We start from the raw sequence: 20865 nt of genomic DNA on the forward strand, positions 1-20865 counted from the left end.
GAAATAGCTAGATTTTTTAATTATTAATCAGAAGAAAACTATTTTTTGTAGTTTTCTTCTTATTAATAATATTAAATATCCTTAATTTTAAAAATAAACTTTTTATATTAACTTATTCTCCTATTTGTTATTTTTTTCCATGATTTTAAAAATTGATTTTATAATGATTTTGTTATAATATGTATTAACTAATATATAAATTAAATAGTTGTTTTGGTATTATTTTGGTATTGTTATGGGACTAAATAGATTTTGTACTTAATGCAACAAAAACATATGAAAGAAGAATTAGATGATGAATTAATAGAATTAATATCTTTTGTTCAAATGTCCAATTACAGAGAAAAGATTTTGATTAATCTAATGGAGAAAATAAAAACACCTTCTAAATTATCCAAATCAACAAACATAAAAATGAGTCATATCAGCACAACACTAAAAGAATTAAAAGATATGGAATTAATCAAATGTTTAAATCCTCACAAAAAACAAGGCAGACTTTATAAAATTACTCCTTTAGGAAGAAAAGTTTTAAACTATATTGAATAATTTCAACATTATAAATTATTCCAAAGAAAACTATCAAAAATTCCTATATTTGTATAAAACATAGTAATAAAAAGTGAAAAATAAAGAATAAGTAAATTTAACTTCATATTATCTATTAATAGATAAATCCTTTTTAAATCTAATTTGAAAATTTATAAATTCTTTTTTTAAAATATAAACATTTATTTCTACAATTTATTGAGAAATATGTTAACTTAAATGTTTTTCCTAATAATTCTACAAAAATTTAAATATATGCTCAATGAATTAAGTTATATATTAACTAAAATACATATACCTATTAAGTTTAGGTATTGAATTGTTATTGTTTTGGGAATAATTAAATTTTTTATATAATACAAGAAAAAAACATGAAAGAAAAATTAGATGATGAATTAATAGATTTAATATCCTATGTTCAAATGTCTAGCTATAGAGAAAAAATCTTAATCGATTTAATGGACAAAATAAAAACACCTTCAAAGCTATCCAAATCAACAGAAATAAAAATGAGTCATATTAGTACAGTACTAAAAGAATTAAAAGATAAAAAATTAATTGAATGTTTAAATCCTAAAAAGAGACAAGGAAGGCTTTATACTGATACTGAATTGGGGAAAAAGGTTTTAAAATATATAGAATAAATGTTTTTGTAGTTGATTTAGGTTTTAGACAAGTACTTTTCAAAAATAATAACTGAGATATCAGCCAAACTCTTGAAAACATTGCTTAAAATGAATTAATCCAAGGGATTACATGTGGCAATTAGCAAATTCAGAGATAAAGAAGTTGATTTTGTTTTTAAAAAAATAATCAAATATAACTATAATAGATATCACTAAAAAGGTGCAAAACATGGAAAATAATATTTCTAGCATTGAACCAAAAGAATTATGGAAAATCTTTTATGATATAATACAAATACCTAGGCCTTCAAAACATGAAACTAAAATAATAACTTTTATCAAGAATTTTGGAATAAGTTTAGGATTAGAAACTACTGTAGATAAAGTTGGAAATGTTATAATTAAAAAACCTCCTTCAAAAGGAATGGAAAATAGAAAAGGAATTATTCTGCAAGGACATATAGATATGGTCCCACAAAAATGTGTGGAAAGCAATCATGACTTTGAAAAAGATCCTATAAAACCAATCATTGATGGAGATTGGATCAGGGCAGATTGTACAACATTAGGAGCTGACAATGGTATTGGAATTGCAGCTGCAATGGCAATTCTTCAGTCAAATAATATATCCCATGGTCCAATTGAAGCTCTTTTTACAAGTGATGAAGAAACTGATATGACTGGAGCTAATGGATTAGAATCTGATGTTTTAGATGGGAAAATAATATTAAATTTAGATACTGAAGAGGAAGGATCTCTATTTATAGGTTCTGCAGGAGGATCTAATTTTAAAGCTATATTTAAATATTCAAAGAAAACAGCTGAAAAAGAAAATATTGCCTTTGAAATAAAAGTATCTGGACTGATGGGAGGTCATAGTGGTGCAGATATACATCTTAATAGAGCTAATGCAATAAAAATATTAAGTCATATATTATGGAAAACCTTTTCAAAATGTAATATAGATATAAATTCAATCAATGGTGGATCAGCAGCTAATGTGATTCCTAGAGAAGCTTCTGCAATTATTACAATTAAAAAAGAAGAATTTTCCAAATTCAAAGAATTATTTGATAAACTTAATAAAGATATAATAGCTAAATTCCCTGATGAAGTGAGTTTAAATATTAAATATGAAACATGTGATATACCTAAATATGTTTTAGATAATGAAACAAAATGGGGATTATTATCTTCACTATACTTCTGTCCTAATGGAGTTATAGCTATGAGTGAAAATATAGCTAACTTAGTTGAAACTTCTAATAATCTAGCTATTGTTGAAACTCTCCATGATCAAATTATAGTTGAGTGCTTACTAAGAAGTTCAGTAGATTCAGCAAGAGTTGTTGTAGAAAATCTATTGAAAAATAATTTTATATTATCAAAAGGCGATACTAAGATTTATGGAGAATATCCTGGATGGGACCCTAATTTAGATTCTCAGATATTGGAAATAATGAAATCAACATATTTTGAAAAATTTGGAAAAGTTCCTGAAGTTAAAGCAATACATGCTGGTTTAGAATGTGGAGTATTAGGAGGAAAATATCCAGATTTAGATATGATATCTTTTGGACCTACCATTAAGGATGCACATACTCCTCAAGAGAAGGTTAATATTAAATCTGTTGAAAAATTTTGGGAATTATTAATAGAAACATTGGAAAATGCTCCAATACAAAAATAAGAATTACATAATAACTTTATTAGACTGATTTGGAAACGATTTTAAGATTATTTTTTCATAAGATTTAAATAATAAGCTGATTAAAGAAATACTTAAAAATAAAAAGATAATCTTTAATAATCTAATTATTTTAGAAATAATATAAATATAGGAGTAAATTATAATGAACACTTATCCAAAAACTGAAAAATATGAATCAAAATGGATTGAAGAAAATTGGATGGGACCTAATCCATTACAATTATTAGAAGAATTATGTAATAATATGAACTTATCCCCAGGTATGAAAGTTTTAGACATGGGATGTGGGAAAGGTCTGACTTCTATCTTTTTAGCTAAAGAATTTGATGTGACAGTATTTGCCAATGATTTATGGATTGATCCAACTGAAAATCTTGAAAGGTTTAAAGAGGCAGGAGTGGATGATAAAGTATTTCCACTTAAAGCAGAAGCTCACGGCCTTCCATATGCTGAAGGATTTTTTGATGCAGCTATAGCTATTGACAGCTACCAATATTATGGTGCAGATGAGATTTATTTTCCGGTAACTTTTTCAAAGCTAGTGAAACAAGGAGGTCAATTTGGAATCGTTTGTCCAGGGTTAATGCAAGAATTTAAAAAGGGTTATCCTGAAACCCATGAATCATTTTGGTATGAAGATATGTTTTCATTTCACAGTGCTGATTGGTGGAAAAATCTATGGGAAAAAACAGAGCTTGTTGATATTACCTCTTGTTATAATATTCCTGATGCAAAAAAAATATGGTATTCTTGGGCACATTGGGCAAGAGAAAATTTAGGATATTTAAAAGATGAAGTTGGCTTTGATGATATTGAATTTCTAGATGCAGATACAGAAGATCAAATAACATTACTTGCAATGACAGCAGTGAAAAAATAGTTCAATTAAATCTTTATAAACCCAAACTGATATTACTATTTGGTTTTATATTATATTTTTTATTTTTTTATTTTTAGTATTATTTCTTTAAATAATACCCAAGTTATTTTTAATATAATTTTACTTATTTTAACAGCTATTTCTCTTTTTTCAGATTATATAATAGATATTTATTATATATTTTTAACTATAGATTATATTCTTATTATTATTCTAATTTTATTAATTTTATTAGAAAAAATAATAAAATAATAAAATAATTAAATAAATACCTATTTAAGGAAATACCGAAATAATTAAATAAGGAAAATTTTATAATATAAATTAATTATTTTAAAAAGGTGTTTAAATGTCTAAGAAAAAAACTAGTTTTACATTAAACATAGATTTATTAAAAGATTTAAAGATGAAAGCTGTTGAATTAGGAACTAGTCAAACTAAATTACTTGAAAAATTCATTAAACAAGGTTTAAAAAACAATGAAGAAGTTAATGGTTTCATTAATGATAATAGTGGAACTCTAATTATAGATAATATAAAACCTAACTTATTAAAAAAAATTAGTAAAATAGCTAAAAATGAAAAAATTACTGAAGAAGAAGCTATAAATGAATTACTTGAAAAAGCGATAGAAACAACTAATAATAAATGCTTTAACGATAAAATAAATAAAATATCTGATTCAAATGATAAAATTATAATTCAATTACCTCGAAAAAGTGGAAAATCATTAGAAACTGAAGAAATAATAGGAATATTTGAAGCTAAAGAACCTTTTGATAGTGTTGAAGAGATTAAGAAAATGGAAAGTGGGGAAGATATTTGATATTTCTTGATACAGCCTATATTGTTGGTTTATTTGTAAAAAATGATCAATGGCATGAAAAAGCCAAAGAAAAAGAATTTTACACACGAAATAAAGAAAAATTTATTTCAATATTGATTTTAAGTGAAACTATAACATTAATTAACAAAAAATTAGGATCTAAATCTGCAAAAATTGTTTATGAATATATTCTAGATAATTTTATAATAATAAGACCTAATCAAGAAATTTATGACAAAGCTATAGAAATATTAGTAAAATACAATAATTTATCACTTGCAGACAGTGTAACTATCCAATTAATGAATGATTTAAATATATATGAAATAATAAGTTTTGATTCTGACTTTGATAATAAAGAAAATATAGTAAAAATTTCATGAATTAAAATTATTATAAAAACAGTATTATTATTAAAACTAATTTTGGAATATAATTAAAGAGTTAATAGTTTTATTTTATAAATAAACATTTTAAAGAACTAAGTGATATTATGACTATTAGAATTGAAAATATAAAACCAGAAATATTAAAAAAAATTAGTCAAATAGCTAAAGATGAAAATATAACTGAAGAAGAAGCTATAATCGAAATACTAGAAAAAGGAATAGAATCCATGTCAAAAATTAAAATACCAGAACATTTAATAGCTAACAAAGATACTTATAATCCAGATCATGAAAGAATTATGAGTTATTCAGGTATAATTGAAACAGATGAACCTGTTGATGTTACTAAAGCTATAAGAGAAGTAAGAAATAAAGAATATTGATTATGGTATTTTTAGAGTAACTGAGGAAAATCAAAATTTTAAGCCTTTGATCTTAAGATTGAGTTTTTTATAAAAAATTTAATAATTTGTTTAAATAAATGATTTATTATATAAATTAAAAGATGAGAATATTTTAAAAGATATTAATAAGTTGTGATAATAATGAAACAAATAATTAGCTTTTTAGAGAATAATGTTTTATCTAAACCATTATTTACTGATGAATTATTGTATAAACTTGATGATGGTAAACTTCAAGGAGTTTATTCTGATCAAATTACCTTTTCGAATTTAAAATATAATAGCTATGGCTTTAATTTTGATATGTTTGTTTTAGCTAATGAAAAAATATATGAATTAAATGAAATTGGAGAAAAAGTAAATATAAGAAAGGATTTTAGTGGAGTAGCATTATTTAGATATGAACTAGCTAAACGTCATAGTAGTAATGAGATAACTGGGACAATGCGATTTATCTCTGGAACTTTAAATAATCCCCCTGCTGAAGCTATTGTTAATTGTGTTTATGATATAAAATTTGAAAACAATAGTCTTTCTTGGTTTGAAAAACAAGGTTTATATCGTGACCAACCAAGTAAAGATGATAAATATACAGCAACATCTTTTGATGCTGAGAATCGTATTTATATTGAGAATAATAAAGTTCATTTTAAATATACTGGAAAAGTCTATGATGTTGATACTCAAACATTTGAAAAATCTGAATCTAATGCAGAATATCCTCATTTTTTATCAAAAGAAAGATAAGAATTTTTTTTATCTTATATTAAGAATATTAAAATTAAAATTCCTAGCTAAATCCTAATATTAGATAATTATAAAAATTGTTTAATAAATATATAATAAATAAAGACATTGTATTATAAATTATTATGAATAATAAAAATATTTATAATTATTATTTCAAATATTATATTAATAAATATATTATTAATAAAAAAAATATAATAAGGAATATCCATGAAATTCAAGGTCTTTAAATCTATAGCCATAATAGCTATAGCTGCATGCTTTTTGATTGTCTTTATAGCCCCCAATGAAGTTTATGGAATGGAAAAAACTTCTTTAAAATCACCAACACAGCTAAAAGCAGAAAAATATAGTACTTCGGCCATAGACCTCTCTTGGAAAAAGGCTGAGGGAGCTAATGGTTATATCATTTATAAATATAATCCAAAATACAAGAAATACTATAAAATTAAGATCATAAAAAATTCTAATATTGTAAAATGGAGGAATAAAAAACTTTCACCAGGAAAAACATATGGTTACAAAATAAAATCCTATAAATTATCTAAAAATAATGTAAAATATAGCAAACCCAGTTTATTAGCTACTGCAAAGACTTTCAAACATGAGTATGGAGTATTTATTGGATTAAACAGAAACAATATTAATAAATTATACAATTATAAAACTGTTGTAATTGATGCCGAGTATTTTACTAGTAAAGATATTAAAAAACTACATAATAATAATCAAAAAGTTTATTCATATCTTAACATTGGATCTATTGAGAAATTTAGGTCTTATTATAACACCTATAAAAATATTACTTTAGGAAAGTATCAAAATTGGGACGATGAAAGATGGATTAATGTTTCTAATAAAGATTGGCAAAGTTTCATAGTAAATAAAACAGCTAAAACTTATTTAAATAAAGGAGTAGATGGCTTCTTCGTTGATAATTGTGATGTTTACTATCTTTATAAAAATGAAGGAATTTTCAAGGGTCTTACAAATATACTAAAATCAATAAAATCATTAAATACAAAAATCATAATAAATGGTGGAGACACTTTTATTAAAGAATATTTAAAAAGACAAAAGAGTTCTCAATCAATTTTTGATGGAATAAACCAAGAAACTGTTTTTACAACTATTAATTTTTCTAAAAATACATTTGGAAAATCTGATTATAGTACAAGAACTTATTATATCTCTTATTTTAAGAAATTAATAAAAAATAATAAGAAAATATTTCTTTTAGAGTATACTACTGATACTAATTTTATGAAAAAAATAATTATTTATTGTAAAAAGAAAGGTTGGTATTATTATATTTCTAAATCTATTGAATTGAATTAATTATAGGCAATATTAAGAATAAATTTCAACATCAATCCTAAAAATCAACACATTTTAACTTTATTTTATCCTAGAAAAAAATTATTAAAAATTAATAGTTAGCTTTATTTTGTAAAAAAGCAAAATAATAATAAATAAATACAATATTACTAAAAGTTATTAATAATGAACTATTACAAAGAATAAAAGATTAAAAAATTCAAGCCATAAAAGACAGTAAAAATCCACAAAGAGGTTAATTTATGAAAAAATCATATTGGGTAATATTAATAGTTGTATTAATATTTCTCGCATTTTTAGTTATTGCAAATACAGCTAACAATACAAATAATGAAGGAAATATTCTGAATTTAATGAATAACAAAGAAGAATTCGTTGTAGAAAACATAACAACAAGTGTTAATAAAAATAATAATACAAATTTTTATGATGTAATTATTGATGGAGTTGTTATACCTCAAAAAGACTCTAAAGACTTCTATGTTAATGTCACATTCTATGATAAAAATGGGAAAAAATTCGAAAAGCATTATGAGGCATTTAATGAAACAGAAGCAATTGCTTTCCATGAGTATGGTTTTAGATTATTAACTGAAGAAAAATCAAAACCTTATAAAATGATTATAGACATATATAGTGGAAACAATACCACATCTCAGTTTACAAAAGAAATTATATTGTAATAAAATATAGGTTAATAAAAATACTTTACTTCATAATTTTTATATTAATTTCTATTTTTACTTTATTTTTTACCCTTTATTTTTTAATTAATTATTTTAATTTTTATTATTATGATATTTGAATATCAGCCATTTTTTTTACTAAATAAATGATCTATTCTATAGTAAATTGAAAAAAATGATAAAATAGTCATATAATGACTATGATAAATCATTAAGCTCAAATCAGCATATTAAATTTTTAAATAATTAAAATACTTCTCACTAGCTCTAAGAAAAATCTCAAATATTTAATAAAACATAAAATTATCAAGGTGTTAAAACAAATATTAGCAAAACAAAACATGAGATTAAACAAGTAGTCCATAAAATAAAAAGGAAGTATTTAAATGCCAAACAAAAACAGCATAAAATTATTTGAAGATAGAGAAATACGAGCAGTATGGGACGAAGATAAAGAAGAATGGTTTTTTTCAGTCATCGATGTTGTAGGAGTATTGAGTGAATCAAAAAGACCTAAAAAATACTGGAGCGACTTAAAAACAAAGTTAAAAAAAGAAGGTAGCCAAGCGTCCGAAAATATCGGACGGTTAAAAATGCATTCATCAGACGGTAAAATGCGATTAACAGATGTAGCTGACAGCGAACAAATATTAAGAATCATTCAATCCATACCTTCACCAAATGCAGAACCATTTAAACGTTGGCTTGCAGAAATAGGAAAAGAAAGACTTGATGAAATAGCGGATCCCCAATTAGCTATTGAAAGGGCTATAAGCAACTACAGGAAAAAAGGATATTCTGAAGAATGGATAACACAAAGACTAAAAACAACAGAATTTCGAAAAGATCTAACAGCTGAATGGAACAGATCAGGAGTCGAAGAAGGTTTAGAATATGCACTACTCAGCGATGAAATTAGCAAAGCATGGTCTGGAATGACAACAAAAGAATACAAAAAATTTAAAGATGTCAGAAAAGAAAACCTTAGAGATAATATGAGTAATATTGAATTAGTTCTTAATATGTTAGCTGAGGCAAGTACAACAGAGACTTTGCAAAATCTTCGATTTTGCAATGTTAGAAAATCTTCGATTTTCTAAATATCTAAGAGTGTTAATCCTCAGGGTTTTGAAGAAAGTAAAGAAGTAGCACGTGATGGTGGAAATATTGCTGGAGATGCTCGTAAGAACCTAGAAAAAAGAAGTGGTAGAAAAGTAATAACACGAAATAATGCTAAAAACCCAAAACTACTTGATGATACATTATAAGATGTTTTTAGATTTTAGATTTTCTTATTAATAGTTATATTGAAATTATTGAAGAAGACAACTAATATATCCAAATTTTTCTAAATGGAATTGTTTGATGTCTTATTTTTTCATAAAGATAGTTTTTTGATTATGTCATGATCTTTTAATTCATATATTTTTAGTATATCTATTAATATCTACATAATATTTTCCATGAAGCTAAGTATAAAAATTATTATTGATTTTGATATAATAGATAGATTAATAATTGAATTTTAACACAATAAAGTTAAATATAATGTAAAATAAATTATCTCTAGATTTAATGCAAAAATGGTATTTTTACATTCATTAAATAATATGTATACAAATTAATAAATCTGTGTATTGGTTGTAAACATGAGAAAATATTATTTAGATACTTTAAGACTTGTAACAATTTTTTTAGTAATTATTTTACATATTTTTTTAATTTATTCTACTTTTCCTTATTATATAAAAGAAGGAAGTAATTATTTTTTAAATTATGTTATTATGTTTTTTTTAGTTTGGTTAATGCCTTTATTATTTGCTATTGCAGGGATAACATCATTTTATGCATTGAAAAAAAGAAGTTTTACTGAATATTTTAAAGAAAGAGTTCAAAGATTACTTATTCCTTTTATTTCAGCAATGATTTTATTAAATCCTATTTTATCATATTTTGGAATGAAATTTCATGAAAATCTTCCAATTAGTTATTTTAATTATTATTTAGTTCCCTTTACTAAAATTACTGACTTAACTGGTTATGATGGAGGGTTAACACTTGGACCAGCATGGTTTATTTTATTTTTATTTATAGTCTCATGTTTAGCTATACCAATCATTAAATTACTAAAAGACAGGGTTGATTTTACTAATAAAAAATTTTCACTTCCTTCAATAATTCTTTTAGGACTTATTCCGGTTGTTTTATATCCAATTTTAAGTAGTGGTGAAGGTAAGAGTATTGGTATGTCTCTTGGTTTCTTTTTGTTAGGGTATTTTGTTTTATCAAATGATCATGTTATGGAAAAACTTGAAAAAAATAAAATTCTATTGGGAATTTTAACATTGATATTAACAATTATATTTATTGTAGGAAATTTATCATTTAGTACTGTTTTCGTTCCTATAATTTTTTATTATCAAGCATTTTATGGATGGATATGTATTCTTTTATTATTAGTTTTAGGTAAAATCTTTTTAAATAAAACTAGCAATTTAATACAATATTTGTCAGAATCCTCTTTTAGTATATACATTTTCCATGAATCAATACTTGTTGCAGTTGGATTTTATATAATACAAATAATACCTAATATTTATGTACAAATGATTTTAATTTTAATATTGACTATATCTCTATCACTTGGATTATATATATTGTGTAAGAAGTTTAAAGTTACTAGATTCATTTTTGGAATCAAATAAAGTTTTATAATGTAAAATAAAAATCAAATTTAAAAAATTAGACATTTTAAAACCCTATTTTTATTATTTAAATTAATAAAAATTAAATAGTTTTATTTTAAATAATTTTAAAATAAAAAATTACCCAGTATTCCCTAAAAACTCTTTTTTAACAGCTAAATAACCTTTTTCATTAAACGGACATTTTTCAATACAATATGTGCATCCTTCTTCTGATCCAATACATTTAGACTCTAATAGTTCAGCTATATAATCTCCACCTTTTATAGCTAAAGCTTCACTTTCACAGCTTTCAATACATTCATCACAATCTTTACACCGTTCTTCTATCCATTTATGATCATTACTACTTTTACTAAAAATAGGATTATCTATTGAAGTTAATATTCCAGATAGTTTAATTTTAGATCCAAATTCAGAAGTAATTAATAATCCACTTTTTCCAACATATCCTAAACCTGCTTTTTGACCTAAAAAAGGTAAATCTAATAATTTTTCATTAGGATAAACTATTTGTGTTTTTAATCCTTTAGTTTTTAAATATTCTGATAGACTTTCTGTGATTTTCCTAAATTTATCATAAAAATTTTTATTTAAATTTTTAGCTAATTCACCAGGACTTGTTTTAATAATTCTTTCATCCATCTCAATAGCTAATATAATAACATTTTTATAGATTATTTCTTGGTTAATGTTTTTAGTTTCAATTTTCGTATAACCAATTTTGAAAATACCTAAATCTTTTGATTTATCTTCAAAAGCTTTGAAAAATTCATTATCTACTTGATACTCTATTTTTGTATTAAAGTCATTGTTATTATTAAACTTATGATTTTTCATATGAAATTATCTTTAAATCTATATATTTAAATATTTCGATATATAATTTAGCTATTTTATATTGATCTATATTTCAATAATTAAAAAAATTAAAAAAAATAAGAAATGCTTATAAACTATACTTTACTATATTAAAATATATTCAAGTAAAATGTATTTAAATTCAATTTAACTTTAAAAAAATAAATATTAATTGAAAATATTATTTATAAATAAATATATTAATTAAAGTAGTTAAAATATGATTTAAAAAATTGGATATTATATTTCAAATATGTATAAAAAATCATTGCATATTTATAAATACTTATAATAACTCGATGATTAAATTAAATCAAGTTTAAAATTTTAATATTAATTAGAAAAGTGGTTGATTATGACACAACTCGAAGATGCAAAAAAAGGAATAATTACAGACGAAATGAAGGCAGTAGCTAAAAACGAAGGAGTTTCTGAAGAATTCATAAGAAACTCAGTTGCAAACGGTACTATTGTAGTAGCTTCAAATGTAAATAGAGATATAGCACCAGGAGCTATTGGAGCGGGACTTAGAACTAAAGTTAATGCAACTATCGGAACCTCTACAGACATAGTAGATTTTGATGAAGAAGAGTTAAAAGCTCAAATAGCTATTGATAATGGTGCAGATACTCTTATGGAGCTAAGTATAGGTGGAGATTTAGATGAAATAAGAAGAAGGATTTTAAAAATGTCTCCACTTCCTGTTGGAAGTGTTCCAATCTATCAAACAGCTATTGAAACTATAAGAGAAACTGGCTCATCTATAGCTATGGAAGAAGAAGATATGTTTAAAAACATAGAAAAACAAGCTAAAGATGGAATAGACTTTATGGCTATACATTGTAGTGTAAATATAGAAACCTTAGCTAGATTAAAAAGACAAGGAAGAAAAGGAGGCCTAGTATCTAGAGGAGGAGCTTTCGTATCTGCATGGATTGTTGAAAATGAAAGAGAAAATCCTTTGTTTACTAACTTTGACTACATACTTGAAATAGCTAAAGAACATGATGTTGTCCTTTCCCTTGCAAATGCAATGAGAGCAGGAGCAATAGCTGACTCCACAGACAGAGCGCAGGTTCAAGAATTAATAATTCTTGGAGAATTAGTTGAAAAAGCTAGAGAAGCTGGAGTTCAATCTATGATTGAAGGACCAGGACACATACCATTAAATGAAATAGCTGCAAATGTTACAATACAGAAAAAATTATGTGGACAAGCACCATTTTATATGTTAGGACCACTTGTAACTGATATTTCACCAGGATATGACCATATATCCTCCGCTATTGGAGCAGCTGCATCAGCTAAAGCAGGAGCAGACTTCATATGTTATGTAACCCCGGCTGAACATTTAGCACTCCCAAGTCCAGAAGATGTAAAAACTGGAGTTATATCTACAAGAATTGGTGCTTATGTAGGAGATATGGCAAAAGGAGTCCACAATGGAGAAAAAGACTTAGCCATGGCTAATGCAAGAAAGAAATTAGACTGGGAAGCACAATATGAAGCAACAATTTGTCCAGCCGATGCAAGAGCTAAAAGAGAAAATAGACCTCCAGAAGATCCAGATACTTGTACAATGTGTGGAAACTACTGTGCAGTAAAATTAGTAAATGAATGGTTGGACAAAGCTGAACCTGATTTCTTTGATGAAGTTTAATCTTCATCTCTTTTATTTTTATTCTTATTTTTTAATAAATTAATAAATTAATTTTTATTTTATTCAATACCTTTTTAAGGTTTATTTAACACTTTTTCTAAATTATTTAGTTCATTATTGGGAATTTTATAAATTATATACTTAATTTTATTGTAAAATATACTTTATAAAGCAAAATATATTTTTCTTTTTCATTCTTAAATTATGAAAATACTTAATTTTATTGTAAAATATACTTTATAAGTAAAATATATTTTTCTTTTTCATTTTTAACTCATAAAACTAATTTTATAGACTATACCTATAAAAAATATAACTTTTTTATTAGCTAACATTAATGAACACACTCCAATATAAACTTAACGTTTAATAAGAAATAAATAGATTTAAATAAGGCATTACTAAAAAAATAAAATAGTATAAAATCAGGGGAAAAAAATGAATACAATAACAACTTATAAAAAACGATTGAATAAATATGATAATTTAAAAGGATTGGCAATCATATTTGTAGTTTTTATTCATATGTCAAATCCATTTTCACATTTTCCTATACGTAATGATATAACTTTACTAATAACTCCATTATCTATGTCAATTTTCTTTTTTGTTAGTGGTTACTTCACAAAAGTTGATGAAAATACCCAAATAAAAGCATTTAAAAAAATTCTAGTCCCTTTTATTATATTTACTGCAACATGGATTATATATTCCGTTTTATTGTTTGGGACAAATATTCCTAAGTTACCTTACTTAGTTCCTACTGCAGGACTTTGGTTTCTTCTTGCATTATTTTGGTTAAGGTCATTTTTGCCAATTTTAGTCCGAATAAAGTATATTTTTGTAATATCTCTTATATTAGCATTACTTGTTGGTTTAATCACTTTTCCAAAGGATATGGGGGATTTTTTAACAATAGGAAGAACTTTTGGTTATCTACCTATTTTTTTAGTAGGTTATTATTTTAAAAATAATGAAGAATATTTCCAATCTTTTGGATCTACTATAGGCTCAAAAATAAAACCTATCTTTTTTAAAATAAGTAAATTTCTAAAAGAAAATAAAAAAATTGTTTTCATTATTTTAATAGGTATTCTAATATCATTATTTATTTTATATCAGCATGTTCCTGTTTCTTTCCTCGAATATAAAAGAAGCTATATTAATTTCGATTATGGTAGGAAAATAGGAATGTTAATTAGATTATTTGTTATTTTAGCAAGTATAACACTTGTACTTTTAATAACCTACTTAATGACAAATAAAAAAACTTTTTTAACAAAATTAGGAATGAATTCATTATCTATTTATATATTGCATTTCTATTTTTCATCCTTTTCTAGTAGAATTTTTTTAAAAACTGGAATAGGTTCTACTATATTACATGATCCTTATCTTGCTATTATTTATTCAGTTTTATTAAGTGCATTTGTACTATTTATATTATCAAGAGATATTGTAGAAAAGAATATGCGAAAATTGATAGAAGTAGTAGGGAACTTTTTAATGAAAGACGAAGCTCCAAAACAAAGAATAGAATAGATATGAAAATTTTAATATACAAATCTTTATAATAGTTAAAAATAGATTTAATAACATATACCTTAAAATATTTAAATTTTATATGAATAAAATTTATTTACTAATATATATTTACTAATTATATCTATATATCTATTATATTTAATATATTTATTATATTAATAATTTTATTATATTAATAATTAAATAATTATATTTTAATTTAAATATATTTTAATTTAAATCTAAAAATATTTTAAAAAATTGTTTATGATTTATTTTGTAATTAAAAAATTAATTAAAATTTTACTATAAAATTAATTATATATTAAAATATATTTTTATAAAATAATATTTGTTATATAAATATCATTATTTATATCATTATTTAAAAAATACTTATTTAAATATATAATTTATTTAAATATAATATTATAATATTCAAATGTGCTTATTAAAAATATTATAATTTAAAATATTAAAAATATACTAAAAATGTACTAAAAATATATTAATATATTAAATAATATATTAAAAAAATATAATTATTATAAATTAATAGTGAAAAATATATAATATATTTGTCTTAAATTAAATTTACAACTTATTATTTACTGGTGACATGATGAAGCATTGGATAGAAAGAATAGCTGATGATTTAAAAGAATGGAACGTTGAAAAACATGTTATTGCAAGTGGTACATCTATATCTGGATCAATACATATAGGTAATTCCTGTGATGTTTTTATAGCTAACGCTATAGGAAAACAATTAAAAGAAATGGGAGAAAAATCCGAGACTATTTGGATAGCTGATGACCACGACCCTCTTAGGAAAGTTCCACATCCACTACCAGAAAGTTATGATAAATACCTTGGTATGCCTTACTCTAATATACCTTGTCCTGATGGATGCTGTGATTCTTTTGTAGAACACTTTGAAAAACCATTACTTGATGTTCTTGATGATTTTGGAATAGAACTTACTCCAAAATCTGGCTTTGAAATGTATAAAGATGGTAGTTATAATGAATATATTAGAATTGCTCTAAAAAAAGCTGATAAAATTAGAGAAATATTCAATCAATACAGAGAACACCCATTATCTGAAGATTGGTTACCTTACAACCCAATTTGTGATGAATGTGGAAGAGTTAATACTACAACTAGCTATGACTATAATGAAGAAAATGATGAAATTTCATACAAATGTGAATGCGGTCATGATGGCACTATTAACATAACATCAGGAAATGGAAAGCTAACTTGGAGAGTTGAATGGGCAGCTAGATGGAAAATTTTTGGAGTAACTTGTGAACCATTTGGTAAAGACCATGCAGCTAGTGGTGGATCATATGATGTTAGTAAAGTAATATCAGAAGAGATATTTGATTACAAAGCTCCATATCCAGTGCCTTATGAATGGATTACCTTAAATGGAGATGCAATGAGTAAATCCCAAGGTGTTTTCTTTACTCCTAAACAATGGTTAGAAATTGGGCCTGCTGAAAGTCTTAACTACTTTATATTTAGAAGTAAACCAATGAAACACAAAGATTTTTCACCAAATATGGCTTTTCTTGATTTTATGGATCAATTTGACAAAGTTGAAAAGGTTTTCTTTGATGAAGAAGAAGCCCCATCAGAAAAAGAAGCTAAAAAGTTCAAAAAGATTTATGAAATCGCTCAAATTCATGAAAATGAAGGATTACCATTTAGACCACCTTATAGATTCTTAACAGTAGCTTATCAAATAGCTGGAAACAAACCAGAAAAAATATTTGAAATACTAAAGAAAAACTCACAACTAACAAAAAGCTTTGAAAATAAGGAATTTGGAAGCCTTACAGAAAAAGAATTAGCTGATTTCAATCAAAGAATTAAAAATGTGAAAAATTGGTTAGATAAATATGGTCCTAAATTTGTTAAGTTCCAGGTTATGAAGAAAATACCAAGATTAGAGCTATCTGATGATCAAAAGACATTTCTTGGAAATTTAGCTAATTTATTGGAAAAAAAAGAATTTAACTCAGCTGAAGAACTTCATGATGAAATGTATGAAATCCTTAATTCAGATGGTTTAAAACCACAGAAAGCATTCCAAGCTATTTACAAAATGATTCTTGGACAAAAACAAGGACCCAAAGCAGCTTCTTTCATTTTATCCTTAGATAAAGACTTTGTAGTTAAACGATTAAGAATGGAAGAATAATCTTATCTTTCATAATATTATATATTAATTAAATATGCAAAAATATTTATAATATTTTCTTTCATTTATTAATTTTTTATTATTCAATAATCAAATAAAGTAGATTGTTTTAAATTCTCTTTTTCAGAATAGTCTACTAATTTTTCTTTAATTATTTTAATATAATTAGTTTCAATGTTATAATTAGTTCTAATTTTTTTTATTTTAGTAAATAATTCTCTACTATAAGTTCTATCAACTCTACCCTTTTCATACATATGAAAAATATCATCATAAAGTTCTGGAAAATCTTTTTTTATGAAATTAAGAAAAAATCCTCTTGTTTTACCATATAGATTGAGTGGTGCAGTTAATATAGTGTGAATATCGCGTTCTTCTGCATTTTTAAACATTGAATCAATGTGTTCATAGCTATCAGTTAAATGAGGAATTATTGGCATGAAATGGAGTCCTGTTGATGCATTGGTTTGAGATCTAACTATATCCAACACTTTCAACCTATCTTGTGAACTTATTGTATTTGGTTCAATAGATTTTTGAATCTTTTTATCAAGTGAAGTGATGGTTACAGCTATATTAACAAAATTTAACTCTGATAATTCATTAATCAAATCTAAATCACGAAGAATAAGATCCGATTTAGTAGAAATAACAGTTGGATTCTTATGTTTTATGAGAACCTCTAAAACTTCTCTCATTAATCCATATTCTTTTTCAATTGACTGATAACTATCTGTAACAGTACCAATAGCTATCATTTCATTTTTCCAAGATGGTTTAGATAGCTGTTTATCTAATTCTTCTACCACATTAGTTTTTATATAGATATTATTAAAAAATTTATTAGAATTTGCTCCACTTGAACTAACAGCTCCTTTATAGTTAGATTCAAGGTATTTATGAGAATATATAGCATAACAATATTTACACCTGTGTTCACAACCCCTATAAACATTCAAATCCCATTTATAAGGCATACGAGGTTTAGTTTTTGTACATGCACTTTTACAGATAATTTCTTTATATTCTTGTTTCATATGAACACTATATTGAATATTAGATATTAAAAATAAAATATTAAAAATAAAAAAAATAAAAAAATAAAGTTTATTATTCTATTAAAAGTATCCTTTTTTATTTTTTATAATCTGTTATACCAAATCTGTTTCCAAATGGATCTTCAAATTCTGCTGATGTTCCAGTTCCAATCTCGAAAGGTTCAGAAATAAATTCTATTCCATTTTTCTTCATCTTTTTATATTCTTCTTTAACATCATCCACAACAAACCAAATAGTAAGTTTCATATCTTTAAATATTTTTTTATCTTTTAAAATAATTGCTGGTTCCTCATCACCAACATTATAAGATACCATCCCTTTATCTTGAAAGTTAAATTTTAGTTTTAACCCCAATACATTTCCATAATAATCCATTGCTTTTTCCATATCATCGATTGGAACGAAAAAATTATCATATTTCATTATAACACTTCACTTTTATTTCAATTACATATTTTTATAATAATACTATATAAAATATTAAAATAATATATAAAAATTAATATATAAATTGTTAATCCATGTTAATGAAAAGTAATATAAAAATAGATAATATAAATTCTAAGATAAATTATAAGATAAGTTATAAAATAAATTAGAATAGAAATTATAATAGAACTAAAATAAATAATAGAAATAAAAAGATTTTAAAATTCTTCAATGGATAATATGAGAGAATATAAGCTAACTCGTTCAAAAAGGAAAACAATTGCAATTAGAGTAAATGAAGATAGTAGCTTAGAAGTAAAGGCACCTCTTTATTTATCGAGAGAAAAAATAAACAACTTTGTTAATTCAAAAGAAAAATGGATAGCTAAAAACACCAAAGAAATTTCAGAAAAATATCAGCTGAAAAAAGAGTTTAATGTTAATTTTAATGATTATATTATATTACGTGGTAAAAAAGCGTATATTCGCCCTATAAAAGGAAATAATGCCAGTTATGATGAAGAAAAAGGAATATTTTATATTCCTGAGATAGCTACTACTGATCAAATTAAAGAACTGATAATTGAATTCTATAAATTAATATCCAAATCCTATATTCCTTCTAGAATCAGATATTTTTCTAAAAAAATGAATGTAACCCCAACAGCTATTAGGATAACAAGTGCAAAAACAAGGTGGGGAAGTTGTAGTGGGAAAAATAGTGTTAATTTTTCATGGAAGTTAATTATGGCAGATGATAAAACAATTGACTATGTAATTATCCATGAATTAGCCCATATAAAGCAACACAATCATTCGAATAAATTCTGGAATATTGTAGAATCTATGATGCCAGATTATAAAGAACAAAAAGAAGAATTAAAAATACTTGGTGAAAAACTCAGTAAAGAAAATTGGGAATTAAATAAAAAAAAGTAGATGTTAAAATTCAATTGAATATATAGAATTTAATTATATAATATTCAATTATATAAGATAATACTAAAATATAAAAATATAAAATAATTAGTTATAAAAAATAATTATAAAGTAAATTATAAAATAATTTTATAAAATAAATTATAAAAATAAATTATAACTCTTTTTTAAAACAAAAAGAATCTGGATCTCCTTTATAAATCCCAAAACCTTCAGTTAACTTATATCCTAGTTTTTTATATAAGGATTGAGAAGGAATATTATTTACTCCAGTTACTAATATAGAAAAATAATAATTTTGCATTTTGGCTTCTTTTTCTAATATTTCCATTATAAAAGTAGCTAGTCCCATATTTCTATATGATTTTTTAACAAAAACCCTTTTAATTTCTACAGTATCATTAAAAAGCTCTTTAAAACTTCCACAAGCTATTGGACCATTATATTCATTATTTTTATTATATTCATTATTTTCATCAGAAATAAGTATTACAAAGTGTTTTCCTTCGAGGTTATTCACTTCTTTATATTTGTCTACAATATCTCCAGCATTTTCATAATATTCATCCCAAAGATCTTTAGATAAATCAAGAAAATCTTGATTCTTTTCATTTGTGCAAATACAACTGAATTTAATGATATCTCCCCTAATTTGAATATTTTATAGAAGTTTAGTTTGTTGTAGTATTATTATCAACTTTTTCTAGTTCTTCTTCCCACTCTTCAGGATTTTCCTTAATATATTCCTCAAGAAGCTCTTTACACTCAGGATTATTTAGACTAATTATTTCTACATTATTATTTTTTAATAGCTCTTCTGCACCAATAAGAGTTTTATTTTCACCAATAACAACCTTTGGGATATTATAGAGAATTATAGCTCCAGAACACATAGGACAGGGAGATAAAGTGGTATAAAGAGTAGATTTTTTATAATCTTCTCCAGTTAACCTGCCTTCTTTATTAGCATTTTCAATAGCATCTAATTCCCCATGTAAAATAGCTGAATTATTTTGAATAAGTTTATTATGACCTTTACCTATAATTTCACCATTTTTGACTAAAACAGCACCAATAGGTATTCCTCCTTCATTTGAAGATTTTTTAGCTTCTTTAATAGCTTCATTCATAAAATAATTATCATCTATTTTATTCATTTTATCCATCAAAACACCAATAATAAATTTGTTATTTATTCAAAATTAAATTTTATATCTAATTTTATATCTATAACTTAATTTCTTACATTTTATATTTAAATTTAATTTTTATAAAATTTCTTCATATAGTAAAAGTTATATATAGTAAACCATATATTAC

21 protein-coding genes are annotated in these 20865 nt (G+C 24.1%); 16 read left to right on the plus strand and 5 right to left on the minus strand.

Translation table 11 applies throughout. The features are described from left to right. Positions 1-261: 261 nt before the first annotated feature. The 12 genes from KQY27_RS03390 (at position 262) to KQY27_RS03445 (ending at position 10864) form a co-directional block, all read left to right on the plus strand. Positions 262-549: a winged helix-turn-helix domain-containing protein gene (locus KQY27_RS03390; RefSeq protein ID WP_224425173.1), complete on the plus strand. Its 288-nt coding sequence runs from the start codon at positions 262-264 to the stop codon at positions 547-549. A gap of 371 nt (positions 550-920) precedes the next feature. Then, the gene (locus KQY27_RS03395; protein WP_224425174.1) at positions 921-1193 is read left to right on the plus strand and encodes a transcriptional regulator; all 273 of its coding nucleotides are present in this window, start codon (positions 921-923) and stop codon (positions 1191-1193) included. Positions 1194-1404: 211 nt separating this feature from the next. Then, complete coding sequence (locus KQY27_RS03400; RefSeq protein ID WP_224425175.1) at positions 1405-2865, plus strand: aminoacyl-histidine dipeptidase; 1461 nt, start codon at positions 1405-1407, stop codon at positions 2863-2865. Between the two features lie 163 nt (positions 2866-3028). Continuing rightward, on the plus strand, positions 3029-3766 hold the full coding sequence (locus tag KQY27_RS03405; RefSeq protein ID WP_224425176.1) for a methyltransferase domain-containing protein: 738 nt from the start codon (positions 3029-3031) through the stop codon (positions 3764-3766). Between the two features lie 349 nt (positions 3767-4115). Next, positions 4116-4592 (plus strand): hypothetical protein, encoded by a 477-nt coding sequence (locus tag KQY27_RS03410; protein WP_224425177.1) that lies wholly within the window; start codon positions 4116-4118, stop codon positions 4590-4592. Continuing rightward, positions 4589-4975, plus strand: coding sequence for a PIN domain-containing protein (locus tag KQY27_RS03415; RefSeq protein WP_224425178.1), 387 nt, complete (start codon positions 4589-4591; stop codon positions 4973-4975). The genes KQY27_RS03410 and KQY27_RS03415 overlap by 4 nt, the downstream gene beginning before the upstream one ends. Positions 4976-5085: 110 nt before the next feature. Then, on the plus strand, positions 5086-5364 hold the full coding sequence (locus KQY27_RS03420; RefSeq protein WP_224425179.1) for a hypothetical protein: 279 nt from the start codon (positions 5086-5088) through the stop codon (positions 5362-5364). 162 nt (positions 5365-5526) lie between these two features. Next, positions 5527-6132 carry a hypothetical protein gene (locus KQY27_RS03425; protein WP_224425180.1) on the plus strand — a complete coding sequence of 202 codons (606 nt, stop codon included), beginning with the start codon at positions 5527-5529 and terminating at the stop codon, positions 6130-6132. 213 nt (positions 6133-6345) lie between these two features. Further along, the gene (locus KQY27_RS03430) at positions 6346-7473 is read left to right on the plus strand and encodes an endo alpha-1,4 polygalactosaminidase (RefSeq protein WP_224425181.1); all 1128 of its coding nucleotides are present in this window, start codon (positions 6346-6348) and stop codon (positions 7471-7473) included. A 242-nt stretch (positions 7474-7715) separates the two neighbouring features. After that, entirely contained in the window at positions 7716-8156 is a 441-nt protein-coding gene (locus KQY27_RS03435) for a hypothetical protein (protein ID WP_224425182.1), read from the plus strand. A gap of 389 nt (positions 8157-8545) precedes the next feature. Further along, positions 8546-9259, plus strand: a complete 714-nt coding sequence (locus KQY27_RS03440) for a BRO family protein (RefSeq protein WP_224425183.1) — start codon at positions 8546-8548, stop codon at positions 9257-9259. A gap of 549 nt (positions 9260-9808) precedes the next feature. Beyond that, the gene (locus KQY27_RS03445; protein ID WP_224425184.1) at positions 9809-10864 is read left to right on the plus strand and encodes an acyltransferase family protein; all 1056 of its coding nucleotides are present in this window, start codon (positions 9809-9811) and stop codon (positions 10862-10864) included. 120 nt (positions 10865-10984) lie between these two features. On the opposite strand, the gene KQY27_RS03450 is transcribed toward KQY27_RS03445, so the two are convergent. Then, positions 10985-11704, minus strand: a complete 720-nt coding sequence (locus KQY27_RS03450) for a hypothetical protein (RefSeq protein ID WP_224425185.1) — start codon at positions 11702-11704, stop codon at positions 10985-10987. A gap of 376 nt (positions 11705-12080) precedes the next feature. Here KQY27_RS03450 and thiC point away from each other — a divergent pair, with 376 nt between their 5' ends. The 3 genes from thiC (at position 12081) to lysS (ending at position 17118) form a co-directional block, all read left to right on the plus strand. Then, complete coding sequence (thiC, locus tag KQY27_RS03455; protein ID WP_224425186.1) at positions 12081-13385, plus strand: phosphomethylpyrimidine synthase; 1305 nt, start codon at positions 12081-12083, stop codon at positions 13383-13385. Between the two features lie 438 nt (positions 13386-13823). Continuing rightward, positions 13824-14927: an acyltransferase family protein gene (locus tag KQY27_RS03460; protein ID WP_224425187.1), complete on the plus strand. Its 1104-nt coding sequence runs from the start codon at positions 13824-13826 to the stop codon at positions 14925-14927. Between the two features lie 604 nt (positions 14928-15531). Continuing rightward, the gene (gene lysS, locus KQY27_RS03465; protein WP_224425188.1) at positions 15532-17118 is read left to right on the plus strand and encodes a lysine--tRNA ligase; all 1587 of its coding nucleotides are present in this window, start codon (positions 15532-15534) and stop codon (positions 17116-17118) included. Positions 17119-17201: 83 nt separating this feature from the next. Here lysS and KQY27_RS03470 read toward each other — a convergent pair whose 3' ends face one another. Then, complete coding sequence (locus KQY27_RS03470; protein WP_224425189.1) at positions 17202-18155, minus strand: radical SAM protein; 954 nt, start codon at positions 18153-18155, stop codon at positions 17202-17204. Positions 18156-18252: 97 nt separating this feature from the next. Then, on the minus strand, positions 18253-18600 hold the full coding sequence (locus KQY27_RS03475; protein WP_224425190.1) for a VOC family protein: 348 nt from the start codon (positions 18598-18600) through the stop codon (positions 18253-18255). A 237-nt stretch (positions 18601-18837) separates the two neighbouring features. On the opposite strand from KQY27_RS03475, the gene KQY27_RS03480 reads away from it, so the two are divergent. Next, positions 18838-19545: a SprT family zinc-dependent metalloprotease gene (locus KQY27_RS03480; protein WP_224425191.1), complete on the plus strand. Its 708-nt coding sequence runs from the start codon at positions 18838-18840 to the stop codon at positions 19543-19545. A 154-nt stretch (positions 19546-19699) separates the two neighbouring features. Here the strand turns inward: KQY27_RS03480 and KQY27_RS03485 are convergent, their stop codons facing one another. Both KQY27_RS03485 and KQY27_RS03490 read right to left on the minus strand, forming a co-directional pair. Continuing rightward, complete coding sequence (locus KQY27_RS03485) at positions 19700-20203, minus strand: GNAT family N-acetyltransferase (RefSeq protein ID WP_342765738.1); 504 nt, start codon at positions 20201-20203, stop codon at positions 19700-19702. 13 nt (positions 20204-20216) lie between these two features. After that, positions 20217-20711: a nucleoside deaminase gene (locus KQY27_RS03490; RefSeq protein ID WP_224425193.1), complete on the minus strand. Its 495-nt coding sequence runs from the start codon at positions 20709-20711 to the stop codon at positions 20217-20219. Positions 20712-20865 lie beyond the last annotated feature (154 nt).

The organism is Methanobrevibacter sp. TMH8 (assembly GCF_020148105.1).
Classification (GTDB): domain Archaea; phylum Methanobacteriota; class Methanobacteria; order Methanobacteriales; family Methanobacteriaceae; genus Methanobinarius.